This is a genomic window from Rhodococcus sp. NPDC019647 (assembly GCF_044389235.1).
GTDB lineage: Bacteria > Actinomycetota > Actinomycetes > Mycobacteriales > Mycobacteriaceae > Rhodococcus_F > Rhodococcus_F oxybenzonivorans.
In genome coordinates this window covers 479,923-495,379 of sequence record NZ_JBIRXS010000001.1, presented here as the reverse complement: position 1 = coordinate 495,379, position 15,457 = coordinate 479,923, and the positions used below count along the sequence as shown (strand labels likewise).

Sequence of the window (15,457 nt, the reverse complement as noted above, 5' to 3'; positions counted from 1 at the left end):
GGCACCACCAGGCACAACTTTAGTACTCAGACCGTGACGAGGGACGTGAGCGGGTACTTTCCGAGCCGCGTCCTGCCACCGAGGGCCGCGATCTCGAGAACCACCGCCACACCGATCACTACGGCACCTGCCGATTCGAGGAGGCGAGCGGTGGCCTCGATCGTCCCACCGGTGGCCAGGACGTCGTCGACGACGAGCACCGAGCGGCCGTCCAATCCAAGGGAGTCGGCAGGGATTTCGAGCGTCGCCGTACCGTATTCGAGGGTGTACGACTGTGCGAGCACCGGCGGCGGGAGCTTGCCCGCCTTGCGCACCGCCACCACGCCGGAGCCGAGCTCGCGGGCGACCCCGCCGCCGAGAAGAAATCCTCGCGCGTCGACGGCGGCGATCACCTCCGCATCCGGCGCGCATGCGGCCAGAGCATCGACCACGACGCGGAATCCGGTGGCATCGGAGAAGACGGGCGTGAGGTCCGCGAACCGCACCCCAGGCTCGGGAAAGTCGTCCGCCCACCGGGTGAGCCGGGTGACGACGTCATGTGCGGAAGAAGTGTCGGTCACCGCCGCAGAACCCACCTGTCCATATTCCATCCGGCGCCGGAACGCGTCGGATTGACCGTTCCGGCCTCCAGACCCGCTGCGAACCCGACGGTGCGAGGCTGATTGAACAACGGCACGGTGGGCACCTCCGACCACAGGATGTTCTCGGCCTCGGTGGACAAGGCCAGCTGTGTTGCGGTCGAGCTGTCGACCGCGAGCTGATCGACGATCTGGTCCACCCGGCCGTTGGCATAGTCCCCGAAGTTGTTTCTGCTACCGCCGCGAAGTGCGTACATCGCGGTAGTCGGCGCCGCAGTCCCGGCCGCGCCCGGAGCGGACGCCGTTCCCGCGAGCAGCGCGTCCACCTGTCCGTCTCGCAGCATCGACGGAGTGAACTCTTCGGACCCCGCGTCCTGCACGGTAATTCCGGCCGGGGCGCACGCCGCGGCCACGGCAGCCACGATCGCGGCACGGCGCGGATCGGGTCCCAGGTATCCGATCCGCACGGTGGCCGCGGTGTTGTCGGTCTCGGCCAGCGCCGCAGTGGCTGCGGTCGTATCCGGCGTCTCGTACCGGCCACCGGCGGTTGCCGCGACCGACTCGTACACGAGGCTGTCGGGTGCCGTGAACCGGGTGTCGACGGAGGGTGCGGCGGCACCGTCCTCCGCGGCCTTTCCGAATTCCGCGGCCAACTCCTCGCGGGGCAGGCAGGAGGCGAAGGCGCGGCGCCCGGCCGGGGTCTCGAACAGCCCCGACGTGGACAGCACGAACTGCTCGACGCTGCGCGAGGGCACGTCTGTCACGTCGAAGCCGCCGAGTTCGATGTCCGGGACCGATCCCGCGGCAACGTCGACCACCTCGACGGACTCGTCTGCGATGCGCGCAGCCAAATCGGCCGCCTTGGGCCACACGACGATTCGGGAGGTGGCGGGACGATTTCCCCACCAGCGGTCGTTCGCCACCAGCACCAGGCCTTCGTCTGCGGAAAACGATTCGACCTTGTAAGGCCCGGAGGCGGGGAAGAGGGCGAGATCGAGCTCGCCGGGCGTCATCGTCCATCCGTCGTTCCAGAAGTCTGCGATCCGGGCGAGCGCCTCGTTGTCCGAATTCTGAACGGCGGCAACAAGGTCGGGAACACCGGCGGCGCGGGCGACCACATGGGCGGGCATCATCGACGTCGCCCCGAACAGCGACCGCCAATCCGTGAAGTTTCGCCCCGCCTTGAAGGTCACCGTGGCTTCCTTTGCCCCGGTCTGGCAGTCGACACGGTCGATGTCCGAGTAGCCGGCGGTACTGGCCGCATCGAACAGCGGAACCGTTGCCTCGCCGGGTCGGGTGAACCGCCCGCTGTTCGCGGCCCAGGTGAGCACGAGATCATCGCAGGACATCGGAACTCCATCGGAATACACCGAATTGGGATTCAGCTTGTACTGCACCGTCAGCGCGTCCCCCGGCACGGCGTTGGCCGTGCCGATGTCGGTGTCGGCCACTGGCCCACCCTCCGGCCCGGTATAGGTGAATCCGGGCAGCACGCGGGCGAACGCCTGCCGTGCCCCCGACACCGAGCCGGCCACGGTTCCGGCGTTGTAGGTGGTGACGGTGCTGTCGATCGCGTACCCGATGGACGGGATCTGCTCCCCCTCGTCGGAGCATCCGACGAGGGTGCCCGCGAGCACGACGGTGGCGAGCAGGCCGGCGCCCGACACCGCCGCAGCGCGGTGGTGTCGGGTTCGAACTCGGGCCGATGCGCGCATGTCAGTGCCTCTTCTTGTGGCGCTTCCCGGTGGGACGCGTTCCGGGCCGGGGCGCACCGCCGGCGGCACGCCGCGGCGCGGCCCCCGCCGCGGCCCCGGCGCTCACTCCGGTCGGGGACGTTGCGGCGGCCGTCTTCACCGACGCGCCCTCCGCGAGCGCTGCTCGGCGAGCGAGCACCTTACGTGTGTGTGCAGCCACGGGACCCCACCGCTCCTTGAGTGACACCAGCAACGGCGTCGCGAAGAAGATCGACGAATACGCACCGACGATGATGCCGACGAGCTGAACCAACGCTAGATCCTTGAGGGTGCCCACACCAAGCATCCACACCGCGATCACCATCAGCGCAAGGACCGGCAGGACGCTGATCAGCGTGGTATTGATCGAGCGCATCAGCGTCTGGTTGACCGCCAGGTTCGCTTGCTCCGCGTACGTTCGGCGGGTCAGGTGCAGAATGCCGCGGGTGTTCTCCTCGACCTTGTCGAACACCACCACCGAGTCGTAGAGCGAGAAACCGAGGATGGTGAGCAGGCCGATCACCGTCGCGGGCGTTACCTCGAAGCCGACCAGTGAATACACGCCCGCCGTCACGGCGATATCGAAGAACAGTGCGACGATTGCCGCGATCGCCATGTCCCGCTCGAAACGGACGGCGATGTACACGCTGACGAGGACGAGGAACACCAGCAGCGCGATCAGCGCCTTCTGGGTGATCTGACCGCCCCACGTCTCGCTGACATCCGCGACGCTGATGGTGTTCTTACTCACCGCGCCGTTGCTGTCCTTGGGCTGGAACTCCTCGTACAGGGCATCCTGCAGCGTGATCACCTGAGCGGCGTTGAGCGCCTCGGAGCGAATCTGCACCGTTGCGCTCGATCCCGACCCCACCGTTTGCACGGTGACGGGATCCGTTCCGAGCGCCTCGCTGTACACCTGTTCCACCTGCGCGGTGTCGACGCCGTCACCCGCGGGAAACTGGATGCGCGACCCTCCCTCGAAGTCGATACCGAGGGTGAACCCACGGACGAGGATGCTCAGCAGGGAGATGAGCACGATGACACCCGTCAGGATGTAGTAGAAGCGTCGCCGCCCGATGATCTCGAAGGCGCCGGTTCCGGTGTAGAGCCGGGAGAGCAGGCTGTGTTTCGGCATGGACGCCTGGTCGACACCCGAGTCGGACAGCGAGGTTTCGGCGTCCGCCGGGGATCCGGCCTGGGACGTGGTCGATTCGCTCATACTCGTGACTCCTTCGCCGACGCTGCGGCAGCCTTACGTTCCTTGGCGATCTGCTGCACGGCTCCCAGCCCGTTGACGCCCGGCCTGGACCAGAACGGCGACTTCGACGCCAGGTGCACCAGCGGCCACGTCACCAGGAAGACGACGACGACATCGAGGATCGTGGTCAGGCCGAGCGTGAACGCGAACCCGCGCACCTGACCGACCGCGAGCACGTAGAGGACGGCGGCGGCGATGAAGCTCACCGCATTTCCCGAGAGAATCGTGCGGCGCGCCCGAGCCCACCCGCGGGGAACAGCCGACCGGAAACTCCGGCCTTCCCTCATCTCGTCCTTGATTCTCTCGAAGAACACCACGAACGAGTCTGCAGTCATACCGATACCGATGATCAGACCGGCGATACCGGCCAGGTCGAGGGTGAAGTTGATGTACCGGCCGAGCAGAACCATGATCGCGTACACCATCACACCCGACAGCACCAGTGACAACGCTGTGAGCACACCGAGCATGCGGTAGTACAGCAGGCAGTAGAGCAGCACGAGGATCAGACCCACGAGGCCGGCGATCAGACCCGCCTCCAGCGAGGCGAGACCGAGCGTCGCCGACACCGTCTCCGCCTCGGATGCTGCGAACGAGAGGGGCAGCGAGCCGTATTTCAACGTGTTCGCCAGTTCCTTGGCACTGGTCGCCGTGAACGAACCGGTGATCGAGGTGGAGCTTCCGGCGGGTGTGGCGCCCTGGACCACCGGCGCACTGACCACCTTGGAGTCGAGGGTGAAAGCTGCCTGTTTGCCGATGTTCTGCGACGTGAACGCCGCCCAGGTGTTACTGCCCTCCGTCTTGAACGTCAGGCTCACCTCGTGCCGCGACTGCTGGGAGTTGTAGCCGGAGGTGGCGTCGGCGATCTCCTGCCCGTCGATGATCGACGGCGCGAGCAGGTACACCGCTTGGCCGTCGGTGGAGCATGCCACCAGGGGCAGCGCCGGATCGTCGTTTCCCCGCAACGGGTCGGGAACCGAGCAGTCGAGCGTCGCCATCGCCGCCTGCTGTACTGCGGGGTCCGTACTCTGTCTGCTCGCGCGTGCCGCTGCGATCTCGTCGGCGGCCTCAGCGGTCTCGGACCCGGAGCCGTCGGCCGGGGCGGCCTCGTCGGACGGGGTCGGTTCGGCGGGTGCGGACGGATCCTGAGCCGGGAACGGACGGTTCTGTGGTGCCGGTGCCGGCGTGGCGGGTTCCGGTGTCCCGGTGGGCTCGGCCGGGGTTTCGCCGGCGGGAGCCTGCGCGCCGGGGGCAGCCGCCGCCTGCGACGTCTGCACAGGACGCACGTAGAGGCGGGCGGTCTGACCGAGCGAACGCGCTTGAGCACTGTCGTCACCAGGAACGGTGATCACCAGGTTGTCACCGTCGATGACGACCTCCGAGCCGGAGACTCCCAGCCCGTTCACACGGGTCTCGATGATCTCCTGCGCCTGACGCAGGCTGTCCGGCGTCGGCTTACTGCCGTCGGGTGTGCGCGCCGTGAGGGTGACTCGGGTCCCGCCTTGCAGGTCGATGCCCAGCTTGGGTGTCGCGGACTTGTCGCCAGTGAAGAACACCAGGGCATACAGAACCGCTACGAGCACCGCAAAAACGGTGAGGTAGCGGACGGGATGCACCGATCCTGTGGAAGGTGCCACGATCTCTATGTCTCCTCAGTACGTGCAGTTCGAGTGGAACGTTCGGTGGGCACCCCGCCGCCCCTGCAGGGCTCGGCCCCGTGCAACGCCCGCCGCGCCTCGGACGCGACGGCTACGCGCGGTACGCAGCGGATGCGTCGATCAATCCTTGGTCAACCGCGGCGTGGTGTCTCCGCCGTTCTCGCGGTCATCGGGCGCAGCGTCAGACGCGGGCTCCCCGGGCTCGATCGGAGAGTCGACGATCTGCTCACGGATGACGAGGCGCGACCAGGTCGTGATCACGCCGGGGGCGATCTCGAGGTCGACCGTGTCGTCGTTCATCGCGACGATCGTCCCGTGCAGCCCCGCAGTAGTCAGGATGCGGTCGCCGACCGAGAGGGATTCCTGGAGAGCGGTGGTCTTGGCCATCTCCTTCTTCTGCCGGCGGATCCCCAGGAACATGGGGACGAGCAGCGCCAGAATGAGCAGCGGGAAGAGAAAGTCCATCGGTAAGTCAACCTCGAGGTATGTCGCACGATACGTAGCGCACCGGTCCCGGTTGAACCGATGCAGTACACCAGTGTGCCATTACCGTCCCGTACATCGGTTCGGTCGGCATGCGGCGGCGCGTTCCGCCCGGCCGATCAGGGGTCTTCCGGATCGAACAACGAGGCCTGCGGTTCGTTGACCCGCACCTCGATTCCACCGGCGACGGCGTCCGGTGGCGGCGTCAGCCCGAGTTGGGTCCACGCGGCGGCCGTTGCCACTCGACCGCGGGGTGTGCGGGCGATCATGCCCGCCCGGACCAGGAACGGCTCGCAGACCTCTTCGACCGTCGCCGGCTCCTCACCCACCGCGACAGCGAGGGTGGACACGCCGACAGGGCCGCCACCGAAGCTTCGGACGAGGGCACTGAGAACGGAACGGTCGAGACGGTCGAGGCCCAGTTGGTCGACGTCGTAGACGGCGAGTGCCGCGTGGGCGATATCGCGGGTGATGACGCCGTCGGCACGAACCTCGGCGTAATCACGCACCCGGCGCAGCAATCTGTTGGCGATGCGGGGGGTTCCGCGGGACCGGCCGGCGATCTCCGCCCCGGCCTCCGCACCGAGCTGCACACCGAGAATCCCTGCCGACCGCATGAGGATCTGCTCGAGTTCGGCGGGTTCGTAGAAATCCATGTGCGCCGTGAACCCGAACCGGTCGCGTAGCGGCCCCGTCAGCGCCCCCGAGCGGGTGGTGGCACCGACCAGCGTGAAGGGGGCCACTTCCAGGGGGATCGACGTAGCGCCCGGGCCCTTGCCCACGACGACGTCGACCCGGAAGTCCTCCATTGCGAGGTACAGCATCTCCTCCGCCGGACGGGCGATGCGATGGATCTCGTCGATGAACAGCACGTCCCCTTCGACGAGGTTGCTGAGCATGGCGGCGAGATCACCGGCCCGCTCGAGCGCCGGTCCGGAGGTCAGCCGCAACGACGACCCGAGTTCGGCGGCGATGATCATCGCCATACTGGTCTTTCCCAGGCCGGGTGGTCCGGACAGCAGAATGTGGTCGGGGGTGCCGCCGCGCATCTTCGCGCCGGTCAGGACGAGTTGGAGTTGTTCCCGCACACGGGGCTGACCGATGAAGTCGTGCAGGTTCTTGGGGCGCAGACTGGCTTCTATGTCGCCGTCGCCGGCAACGAGGTCGGGCGATACCGGTGACTCGTCTTCGAAGTCCGCGTGGGATTCGAGATTCATCGTGTCTTCCCGAGCAGGGACAGGGCGGAGCGTAACGCTGCGGACGTCGTCGATTCAGGCGCTTCCACCAAGACGGAGTCGGTGGCCTGCTCGGCCTGCTTGGCCGGGAATCCGAGGCCGACGAGGGCTTCGACGACCTGATCGCGAATCGAACCGCTCCCAGCGGCGATCGTCACCGCCCCCGACGACGACGCAACCGCGTCCACCTTGTCGCGCAGTTCGACCACCATTCGTTCCGCTCCCCGTTTGCCGATCCCCGGTACCCGGGTCAGCGCGGTCACGTTGCCCTCGGCCAGGGCTGTGCGCAATGCGTCCGGTTCGAGGACAGCCAGCGTGGCCATGGCGAGCCGCGGTCCCACCCCCGACACCGTCTGCAAGAGGCCGAACAGTTCCTTCGACTCGGAATCGGGGAAGCCGTACAGCGTCATCGAGTCTTCACGCACGATCATGGCGGTGATCAGGCGGGCTTCACTTCCGCGGTGCAGCCCGCCGAGGGTGGCGGGGGTCGCGTTGACGCGGTATCCCACCCCTGCGGACTCGATCACCGCATGATCGAGCGCGATCTCGAGTACCTCGCCGCGGACGGACGCGATCATCGTGTACCTGCCTTCTTCACCTCGGCCAACCGGGCCTGGTATCGACGTTTCTGTTCGGCCGCGGCCGCCTCGGCCCGGGCCATGCGTTCGATCATCGGCGCTCGCCAACAGTGACAGATGGCGAGTGCCAGGGCATCCGCGGCGTCGGCAGGCTTCGGTGCGGCCGCGAGTCGCAGGATGCGCGTCACCATGGCCGTCACCTGAGCTTTGTCCGCCGATCCGCTGCCCGTGACCGCGGCCTTGACCTCGCTCGGAGTATGGAAGCAGACCGGGATCCCGCGGCGGGCGGCCGCAAGCGCGACCACACCACCGGCCTGCGCCGTGCCCATGGCAGTGCGCACGTTGTGCTGGGAAAACACCCGCTCGATGGCGACGACCTCGGGTCGGTGGAGGTCGATCCACGACTCGGCCGCCTCGGAGATCCGCAGCAGCCGGGCAGACAACTCGAGGTCCGCGGGGGTACGCACCACATCGACAGCCACGGGGATGACCGTCCGTCCTCCTGCGCCGTCGACCACACCGAATCCGCACCGGGTCAGACCGGGATCCACACCCAGCACACGCACGCCATGCCACCTCTCCCACGCCGAACAGCTGTTCGATAGCTTAGCCGGGGGGTCGGACGGTGAGGCGCACCAACACGCAGGACGAGTCGGGGCGGGCGAGCACCGCTCCCCCGCCCCTCACCGGTTGCCGGCGGTCAGTCCTCCAGCTCGGCGAGGACCTCGTCGGACAGGTCGACATTGGTGTAGACGTTCTGCACGTCGTCGGACTCCTCGAGAGCGTCGACGAGCTTGAAGACTTTGCGTGCCCCGTCTGCGTCGACGGGAACCTCGACGGACGCGCGGAAGTCGGCCTCGGCGGAGTCGTAGTCGATTCCTGCCTCCTGCAGCGCGGTGCGCACGGCGACGAGGTCGGTGGGCTCACTGACGATTTCGAACGTGTCACCGAGATCGGTGACCTCTTCGGCGCCCGCGTCGAGGACGGCCATCAACACGTCGTCTTCGGACTGATCACCCTTCTCCAGGGTGACGACGCCCTTGCGGGTGAACAGGTAGGACACCGATCCCGGGTCTGCCATGTTGCCGCCGTTACGGGTCATCGCGGTACGCACCTCACCCGCGGCGCGGTTGCGGTTGTCGGTGAGGCACTCGATGAGGACGGCGACACCATTGGGTCCGTAGCCCTCGTACATGATGGTCTGCCAGTCGGCACCGCCCGCTTCTTCACCGGCACCGCGCTTGCGTGCGCGCTCGATGTTGTCGTTGGGCACCGAGGTCTTCTTGGCCTTCTGGATGGCGTCGTACAAGGTGGGGTTTCCCGCAGGATCGCCACCGCCGGTACGGGCCGCCACCTCGATGTTCTTGATCAGCTTCGCGAAGGCTTTGCCACGCTTGGCATCGATCACGGCCTTCTTGTGCTTGGTGGTGGCCCATTTGGAGTGGCCGCTCATGCGATTCAAGCCCCTTTCCTGCTGCCTGTGACACGCCGAATGCGCGGTTTCAGCTCTGACGATGTTACCCGCCCCTCCGTTGTTGCTGCGCGTTCCGGTGCACCGACTCGATTTTATCGCCATTGTTTGCATAGAATGCAAACATGTTGATGCGAGTCGACCACGGGTCGAGCACTCCACTGGGCGAGCAGATCGCCGCGAATGTGCGCGGAGCGTTCATGAGGGGAGAGATAGCGGCCGGCGATCGCCTGCCCTCGGCCCGTGCGCTGGCCGAGTCCATCGACGTCAACCTGCACACCGTCCTGCGGGCGTACGCCGTGCTGCGCGACGAAGGACTGATCGACCTGCGGCGCGGACGGGGAGCGGTGATCCGCGCAGACACGAATTCCGCCCACGCCGGACTCACGGAAGCCGCCCGAGCATTCGTGGCCGAAGCACGACGCCTCGGCCTGGACACAGACCAGATGATCGACATGATCAAGGAGATTTCGAAGAAATGACCACCACCCGCATACGCCTCGGCGTCGGTGCCGCCGCCACCGTGCTTCCCCTACTCGCCCTCGTCGTCGCGCGGATCGGCTGGGGGGCTGAAGTGCCTCCCGTGATCCCGCAGCACTGGTCCGGGACGCAGCCGGACCGATTCGGGAACACCACGACGTATTTCTGGATCGCGCTGGCCGTGTGTTGCGTGGCCGCAGTGGTCGCTGGTCTGGTGGTGGCCCGCGACAGAAGTGACGCCGCGCTGTGGCTCCCGATCACCGCACTCACCACCTGGACGGTGTCCTCGGCCTGGATCCTCGGTGTCGCCCTCACCGTGCGCGCCGGATCCCCTGCCGCCGCCACGATGGGCGCATGGATCGTCATCCCGCTACTCGGGTTGGCGTGGGGCGCGGCGGTATTCGCGATTGCACCCAAGGCAACCCGGGCGCGGCTCAGTGGGCCGACCCCGACCCTGTCCCCACCTCTGGCGCCCAGCGAACGGGCCTCGTGGACGGCATACGCCCGCGGCCCCTGGGCCGCTGCGCTCACCCTCCTCATGACGGCCGCCGCGATCGGATCCCTACTGACGGGCGTCTGGTGGCTCGCCCCGCTCTTCCTGATCCTGGCCGTGGCGAGCGGCGTATTCGCCTCTGTCGGTGTGCACGTCGATCGAGCGGGTCTGACGCTGTCGTCGTGGAATGTGCGGTGGCGGCGAATTCCCCTCGACAGCATCGAATCGGCCCAGGTGGCCACCATCCGGCCCGCCGAGTGGGGTGGATGGGGTTACCGTTTCAGCCCCCGAGGCACCGCGGTCGTGGTACGGGGCGGCGAGGGAATTGTGCTTACCTGCCGGGACGGCAGACAGTTCGCAGTCACGGTCCCTGCGGCGGAGCAGGGTGCCGCCCTGCTCAATTCGCTGCTAGTGCGGGCAGCGAGTTAAGCCTCACGGACGAGGTCCACGAACAACTCGTGTACCCGCCGGTCGCCGGTCACCTCGGGATGGAAGGAGGTTGCCACCACGCGGCCCTGCCGGACGGCGACGATGCGTCCGGCAGCGGCGCCGCCCGACTCTGGGACACGAGCGAGCACCTCGACGGCGTCCCCGACCCGCTCGACCCAGGGGGCGCGGATGAAGACGGCGCGTACCGGATCGCCGATGATGCCCTCGAAGTCGAGGTCCGACTCGAACGAATCGACCTGCCGCCCGAAGGCGTTGCGGCGAACCGTCATATCGATCGCGCCGAGATGTTGCGCATCCGGCCGGGTGTCGAGGATCTCGCTCGCGAGGAGGATCATTCCAGCGCAGGAACCGTAGGCGGGCAGGCCGTCCCGTAGTCGCATCTTCAGCGGCTCGAGCAGCTCGAAGATTTCCAGCAACTTGCTCATGGTGGTCGACTCGCCGCCCGGAATGACGAGACCGTCGACCTTGTCGAGCTCTTCCGGACGACGAATACCCACGGCGTCGGCGCCTGCGTCCTGCAGTGCGGCAAGGTGTTCACGCACATCGCCCTGGAGAGCGAGAACACCGACGAGGGGACGGGTCATGCCATATTTCCTGTCTCGATATCGCGCTTGTCCTGGTCGCGCTGGATGCGGGTCAACCCCTCCTGCACCACCGCGGCCACCATCGCGCCGTTCTGGTCGAACATGCGGCCCTGGGTGAGAGCCCGACCGAAACCAGCAGAAGGTGAAGTCTGGTCGTAGAGCAGCCACTCGTCGGCGCGGAACGGGCGCATGAACCACATGGCGTGGTCGAGTGACGCCGTCTGGGTCACCACGCCGGGGTGCGGCACCTTCGACGCTCCGAGCAATGTCATGTCGCTGAGATAGGCCAGTGTGCAGATGTGGAGCACCTGATCGTCCGGGAGTTTGTTGCGGTATCGCATCCAGACACGCTGCTGTGCCGCGAGACCGGGGATCGGCTTGACGGCATCGGACGGAACGATACGGACGTCCCATTCCTTCCACTCCTGATACAACTCGGTGTTCGCGAATTCCTCGACAGTCTGCGCGTCGACGAGTTCCTCCGGATCCGGCACTGACGGCATCGTGTCCTGATGTTCGATTCCGGCGTCCTCTGCGTGGAAGGAGGCGGACATGGTGAAGATCGCCTTGCCGTCCTGGATACCGGTGACGCGGCGAGTGCAGAAGGACCGGCCGTCACGAATGCGGTCGACGAGATACACGGTCGGCTCGGTGGGGTTACCCGGCCGCAGAAAGTACCCGTGGAGCGAGTGAACCCGAAACCTCTCGTCGACGGTGCGGACCGCCGACACCAGCGACTGACCGGCCACCTGGCCACCGAAGGTCCGCTTCAAAACCGAAGGATGCACCGCGCCGCGAAAGATGTCCTTCTCCAGCGCTTCCAGTTCGAGGATGTCTTCAATGCTCGCCATGTGCCCTCCTACGGTGCCCGTCAAGGTTATCTGCCCTGTTCGCGCTCGAGGCACGATGGGTGTCATGACGATGTTCACACCGACGAGCCCGGAAGGACTCGTCACACTCGTCACGACACGCTGCCTGGATATCGACGGCACGGTTCTCGTCGCGATCGACGCACCCGACGGCGCTCGCCCGGAGCTGCTTGCGGACGCAGTCTGCGTAGCCCTGCGCGAGCGCGGGCGCCCCTGTGACGTGGTCTCGCTCCACGACTATGTTCGACCGGCTTCCCTGCGCTTCGAGCATGGACGCGACGACGAGGTGAGTTACCGCACGCTGTGGTTCGACTACGAGGCGCTCGACCGGGAGGTCCTGCGGTCGGCACGCACCGACGGCGTCTGGTTGCCGCGCCTGTGGGACGAAACGGCCGATCGCTCGGCGCGGTGTGCGCGTGTTCCCACCGCGGCGCGGCAGGTACTCCTCGTCACCGGTCCGATGCTCCTCGGGCGCGGACTCGACTTCGACGTCACCGTGGCACTTCACCTGAGCGATGGAGCGTTGCGCAGGCACACACCGGCAGATGCGCTCTGGACCGTGCCCGCGCTCATCCGGCATGCAGCCGGCGTCCTCGATCCACCGGACCTGCTGGTGCGATACGACCATCCACCGAAGCCGGCCGTGCAGACGCTTCGATGACGAGGCAGTGATTTACTTCTCGCGCAGGAACCGGGTCAACCCTTCCTGGACCACCGCTGCCACCAGGTTCCCGGCCCGATCGAAGATTCGGCCCTGGGCCACTGCCCGGCCGAAACCTGCGGACGGTGACGTCTGGTCGTACAGCAACCACTCGTCCGCGCGGAAGGGCCGCAGGAACCACAGCGCGTGATCGAGAGAAGCACCGTTGATCTGCACGTCCTTGTGGGGTGTCATGGCCGAACCGATCAGCGTCATGTCGCTCATGTACGCCAGCGCACACACGTGGAAAACCGGGTCGTCGGGCAACGTCCTCCGCGAACGGAACCACACCTGCTGCTGTGCGGCCGCTCCGCGTCGGCGATCGACCTCACCGTCACCGACCATCCTGATGTCCCAGTCGGACCATTCGCGGGCAAGCCAGGCGATCTCCGGGTCGTCCGAATCGCGGGCAAAAGGCAGGTTGTCCGGCGGCGGCACCACGGGCATGGCGTCGTGGTGCTCGATGCCGCTCTCGGAGACCTGGAAGGACGCGGACATCGTGAAGATCGCTTGACCGTCCTGAACCGCACTCACCCGCCTCGTGACGAACGATCGCCCGTCTCGAATCCTGTCGACGAGATACACGATCGGCATGGTCGTGTTGCCCGGCCGCAGGAAGTAGCCGTGCAGCGAGTGCACCGCGAACTGGGGGTCAACCGTACGCACCGCCGCCACCAGCGCCTGCCCGGCGACCTGCCCGCCGAAGGTACGGGGAAGCGTGGTCTCGGTGGCAATGCCGCGGAAGATGTTCTTCTCGAGACGTTCCACCTCGAGAATTTCATCGATCGTCGCCATCTAGTGTCCCTTCCCGATGTTGTTCCGCTGACACTCTCACATCCCGAGCAGAGGCCAACGCAGGAAGGTACTACCGCCGCTCACCGGCCAGCGCAGCGAAAAGATGGGGATCGTGCGCCGACAACACCACCCGCGCAGACGTCACGCTGGACAATGCCGTTTTCGGCAATCCTGCCGTCGGAGGCCTCGTCGTGGCAGCGTTGGGCCATGGCCCTCTCCACTGCCGTGTCGCTCGTGCGCACCGCGCACCCCGGCCCGGCCGCCGCGGTCACCGTGCTCACTCTGGTGATCGCGGTCGGTATGGATGCGAATCCGGGCACCGTGATGGTCCTCGGAACCGCAGTGCTGAGTGGTCAGCTCGTCGTCGGATGGACCAACGACCTGCTCGATCGCACCCGCGACCAGCTGGCCGGCCGTACGGACAAACCTCTCGTCACCGGACGCATATCCGTGACCGCTGTCCGCCGGGCTGTCGGCATGGCATCCGCGACATGCGTGGTCGCGTCCTTGCTCTGCGGCCTGGCGGCGGGGCTTCTGCACCTGGCTCTCGTCGGTGCTGCCCTGGCATACAACGCAGGACTCAAATCGACGGTGTGGTCCTGGCTCCCGTACGCACTCGCGTTCGGAGGGTTACCTGCCGTCGTGTCACTGGCGCTCGACCCGGCGCAAATTCCGCCGCTGTGGATGGTGGTGGCCGGCGCACTGTTCGGGATCGCGGCGCACCTGCTCAATGTCATGCCCGACCTCGCCGCGGACGCAGCCACCGGCGTGCGGGGACTGCCACATCGCCTGAGCGCCCGCACCATTCGGATCGTCGCGGCACTGACCCTGGCGGCCGCCTCGGCCACCGTATTTCTCGGAACCGGTAACCCAGCCACGGTGTGGCACCGGGTATTGCTGGGCGCCGTTCTCATTCTTGCCGCGATGACCGTCCGGGCGCCGAACAGAACGCCGTTCTACGCAGCGATCGCCGTCGCCGGCGTCAACGGCGTGATGCTCGTGCTCGAGTGAACCGGGCCGACGACCCAGAAAATCGTCGGCCCGGATCGGTCACCGGTCGAGCGTGTAGATCACCAGCCGCGTTCGGCGAGGCGGTGCGGAACCGGGATGTCGTCGACGTTGATCCCGACCATCGCCTCGCCCAGCCCGCGAGAGACCTTCGCGAGCACGTCCGGGTCGTCGAAGAAGGTGGTGGCCTTCACGATCGCCGCGGCCCGCTCCGCCGGATTACCCGACTTGAAGATCCCCGACCCGACGAACACCCCCTCCGCGCCGAGCTGCATCATCATCGCCGCATCCGCCGGGGTCGCGATGCCACCGGCAGTGAACATGGTGACCGGCAACTTCCCCGCCTTCGCCACCTCGACCACCAGGTCGTACGGCGCCTGCAACTCCTTCGCCGCCACATACAGCTCGTCCTCGCTCAGCGACGTCAACCGGCGAATCTCCCCACCGATGGTCCGCATATGCGTGGTGGCATTCGACACATCGCCGGTACCGGCCTCACCCTTCGACCGAATCATCGCCGCACCCTCGGTGATCCGGCGCAACGCCTCACCCAGATTCGTCGCACCACACACGAACGGAACGGTGAACTTCCACTTGTCGATGTGGTTCGCGTAGTCGGCCGGGGTCAGGACCTCGGACTCGTCGACATAATCGACCCCCAGGGACTGCAGGATCTGCGCCTCGACGAAGTGCCCGATCCGGGCCTTGGCCATCACCGGGATCGAGACGGCGGAGATGATGCCGTCGATCATGTCCGGATCACTCATCCGCGACACCCCACCCTGCGCGCGGATGTCCGCGGGCACCCGCTCGAGCGCCATCACCGCGACCGCGCCGGCGTCCTCGGCGATCTTCGCCTGCTCGGGGGTGACGACGTCCATGATGACCCCACCCTTGAGCATCTCGGCCATGCCCCGCTTGACGCGCGCAGTGCCGGTGGTGGGGGTGGTGTCGGGGGTGCTCACAGCGAACTCCTGGGTAGTGGCGTGGTGGAACTTCGATGGCGGCATGCGCGAGCGACGACGTTCACGCTGCTTTGTTCGATTCTAGGACGACGGCCCGCGATGCTCTGTAGCCAGTCTCG

17 protein-coding genes are annotated in these 15,457 nt (G+C 66.8%); 4 read left to right on the top strand and 13 right to left on the bottom strand.

The genetic code is table 11. From position 1 onward, the window contains the following. Positions 1-26: 26 nt before the first annotated feature. The 9 genes from ACH49N_RS02440 to ACH49N_RS02400 all read right to left on the bottom strand — a co-directional run bounded on the left by ACH49N_RS02440 (position 27) and on the right by ACH49N_RS02400 (position 8,976). Positions 27-560 (bottom strand): adenine phosphoribosyltransferase, encoded by a 534-nt coding sequence (locus ACH49N_RS02440; RefSeq protein ID WP_204164763.1) that lies wholly within the window; start codon positions 558-560, stop codon positions 27-29. Next, positions 557-2,293 (bottom strand): ABC transporter substrate-binding protein, encoded by a 1,737-nt coding sequence (locus ACH49N_RS02435; protein WP_358270303.1) that lies wholly within the window; start codon positions 2,291-2,293, stop codon positions 557-559. The genes ACH49N_RS02440 and ACH49N_RS02435 overlap by 4 nt, the downstream gene beginning before the upstream one ends. A gap of 1 nt (position 2,294) precedes the next feature. After that, on the bottom strand, positions 2,295-3,530 hold the full coding sequence (secF, locus tag ACH49N_RS02430) for a protein translocase subunit SecF (RefSeq protein WP_358270305.1): 1,236 nt from the start codon (positions 3,528-3,530) through the stop codon (positions 2,295-2,297). Then, the gene (gene secD / locus ACH49N_RS02425; RefSeq protein ID WP_159926465.1) at positions 3,527-5,206 is read right to left on the bottom strand and encodes a protein translocase subunit SecD; all 1,680 of its coding nucleotides are present in this window, start codon (positions 5,204-5,206) and stop codon (positions 3,527-3,529) included. The genes secF and secD overlap by 4 nt, the downstream gene beginning before the upstream one ends. 141 nt (positions 5,207-5,347) lie before the next feature. Beyond that, positions 5,348-5,692 (bottom strand): preprotein translocase subunit YajC, encoded by a 345-nt coding sequence (yajC, locus tag ACH49N_RS02420; protein ID WP_159926463.1) that lies wholly within the window; start codon positions 5,690-5,692, stop codon positions 5,348-5,350. A gap of 137 nt (positions 5,693-5,829) precedes the next feature. After that, positions 5,830-6,927 carry a Holliday junction branch migration DNA helicase RuvB gene (ruvB, locus tag ACH49N_RS02415; protein WP_109330560.1) on the bottom strand — a complete coding sequence of 366 codons (1,098 nt, stop codon included), beginning with the start codon at positions 6,925-6,927 and terminating at the stop codon, positions 5,830-5,832. Further along, entirely contained in the window at positions 6,924-7,523 is a 600-nt protein-coding gene (gene ruvA, locus ACH49N_RS02410; RefSeq protein ID WP_159926461.1) for a Holliday junction branch migration protein RuvA, read from the bottom strand. Before ruvA ends, ruvB begins: the two co-directional genes overlap by 4 nt. Further along, the gene (gene ruvC / locus ACH49N_RS02405) at positions 7,520-8,089 is read right to left on the bottom strand and encodes a crossover junction endodeoxyribonuclease RuvC (RefSeq protein WP_109330564.1); all 570 of its coding nucleotides are present in this window, start codon (positions 8,087-8,089) and stop codon (positions 7,520-7,522) included. Before ruvC ends, ruvA begins: the two co-directional genes overlap by 4 nt. Before the next feature lie 134 nt (positions 8,090-8,223). Beyond that, positions 8,224-8,976, bottom strand: coding sequence for a YebC/PmpR family DNA-binding transcriptional regulator (locus ACH49N_RS02400; protein ID WP_109330566.1), 753 nt, complete (start codon positions 8,974-8,976; stop codon positions 8,224-8,226). Between the two features lie 143 nt (positions 8,977-9,119). On the opposite strand from ACH49N_RS02400, the gene ACH49N_RS02395 reads away from it, so the two are divergent. Both ACH49N_RS02395 and ACH49N_RS02390 read left to right on the top strand, forming a co-directional pair. Then, positions 9,120-9,476, top strand: a complete 357-nt coding sequence (locus ACH49N_RS02395) for a GntR family transcriptional regulator (RefSeq protein ID WP_159926459.1) — start codon at positions 9,120-9,122, stop codon at positions 9,474-9,476. After that, positions 9,473-10,396 carry a hypothetical protein gene (locus tag ACH49N_RS02390; protein WP_358270307.1) on the top strand — a complete coding sequence of 308 codons (924 nt, stop codon included), beginning with the start codon at positions 9,473-9,475 and terminating at the stop codon, positions 10,394-10,396. Before ACH49N_RS02395 ends, ACH49N_RS02390 begins: the two co-directional genes overlap by 4 nt. Here the strand turns inward: ACH49N_RS02390 and pdxT are convergent. Together pdxT and tesB are read right to left on the bottom strand one after the other, a co-directional pair. Next, on the bottom strand, positions 10,393-11,001 hold the full coding sequence (pdxT, locus tag ACH49N_RS02385; RefSeq protein WP_358270308.1) for a pyridoxal 5'-phosphate synthase glutaminase subunit PdxT: 609 nt from the start codon (positions 10,999-11,001) through the stop codon (positions 10,393-10,395). The genes ACH49N_RS02390 and pdxT overlap by 4 nt on opposite strands. Next, positions 10,998-11,852, bottom strand: a complete 855-nt coding sequence (gene tesB / locus ACH49N_RS02380) for an acyl-CoA thioesterase II (RefSeq protein ID WP_358270309.1) — start codon at positions 11,850-11,852, stop codon at positions 10,998-11,000. Before tesB ends, pdxT begins: the two co-directional genes overlap by 4 nt. 55 nt (positions 11,853-11,907) lie before the next feature. Here tesB and ACH49N_RS02375 point away from each other — a divergent pair, with 55 nt between their 5' ends. Next, the gene (locus ACH49N_RS02375; RefSeq protein WP_358270311.1) at positions 11,908-12,531 is read left to right on the top strand and encodes a hypothetical protein; all 624 of its coding nucleotides are present in this window, start codon (positions 11,908-11,910) and stop codon (positions 12,529-12,531) included. 12 nt (positions 12,532-12,543) lie between these two features. Here the strand turns inward: ACH49N_RS02375 and ACH49N_RS02370 are convergent, their stop codons facing one another. Next, on the bottom strand, positions 12,544-13,365 hold the full coding sequence (locus ACH49N_RS02370) for an acyl-CoA thioesterase II (protein WP_358270313.1): 822 nt from the start codon (positions 13,363-13,365) through the stop codon (positions 12,544-12,546). Positions 13,366-13,572: 207 nt separating this feature from the next. Between ACH49N_RS02370 and ACH49N_RS02365 the strand changes: the two genes are divergently transcribed. Next, positions 13,573-14,376, top strand: coding sequence for a UbiA family prenyltransferase (locus tag ACH49N_RS02365; protein ID WP_358270315.1), 804 nt, complete (start codon positions 13,573-13,575; stop codon positions 14,374-14,376). A 59-nt stretch (positions 14,377-14,435) separates the two neighbouring features. Here ACH49N_RS02365 and pdxS read toward each other — a convergent pair whose 3' ends face one another. Continuing rightward, positions 14,436-15,338, bottom strand: a complete 903-nt coding sequence (gene pdxS / locus ACH49N_RS02360; protein WP_159926445.1) for a pyridoxal 5'-phosphate synthase lyase subunit PdxS — start codon at positions 15,336-15,338, stop codon at positions 14,436-14,438. Positions 15,339-15,457 lie beyond the last annotated feature (119 nt).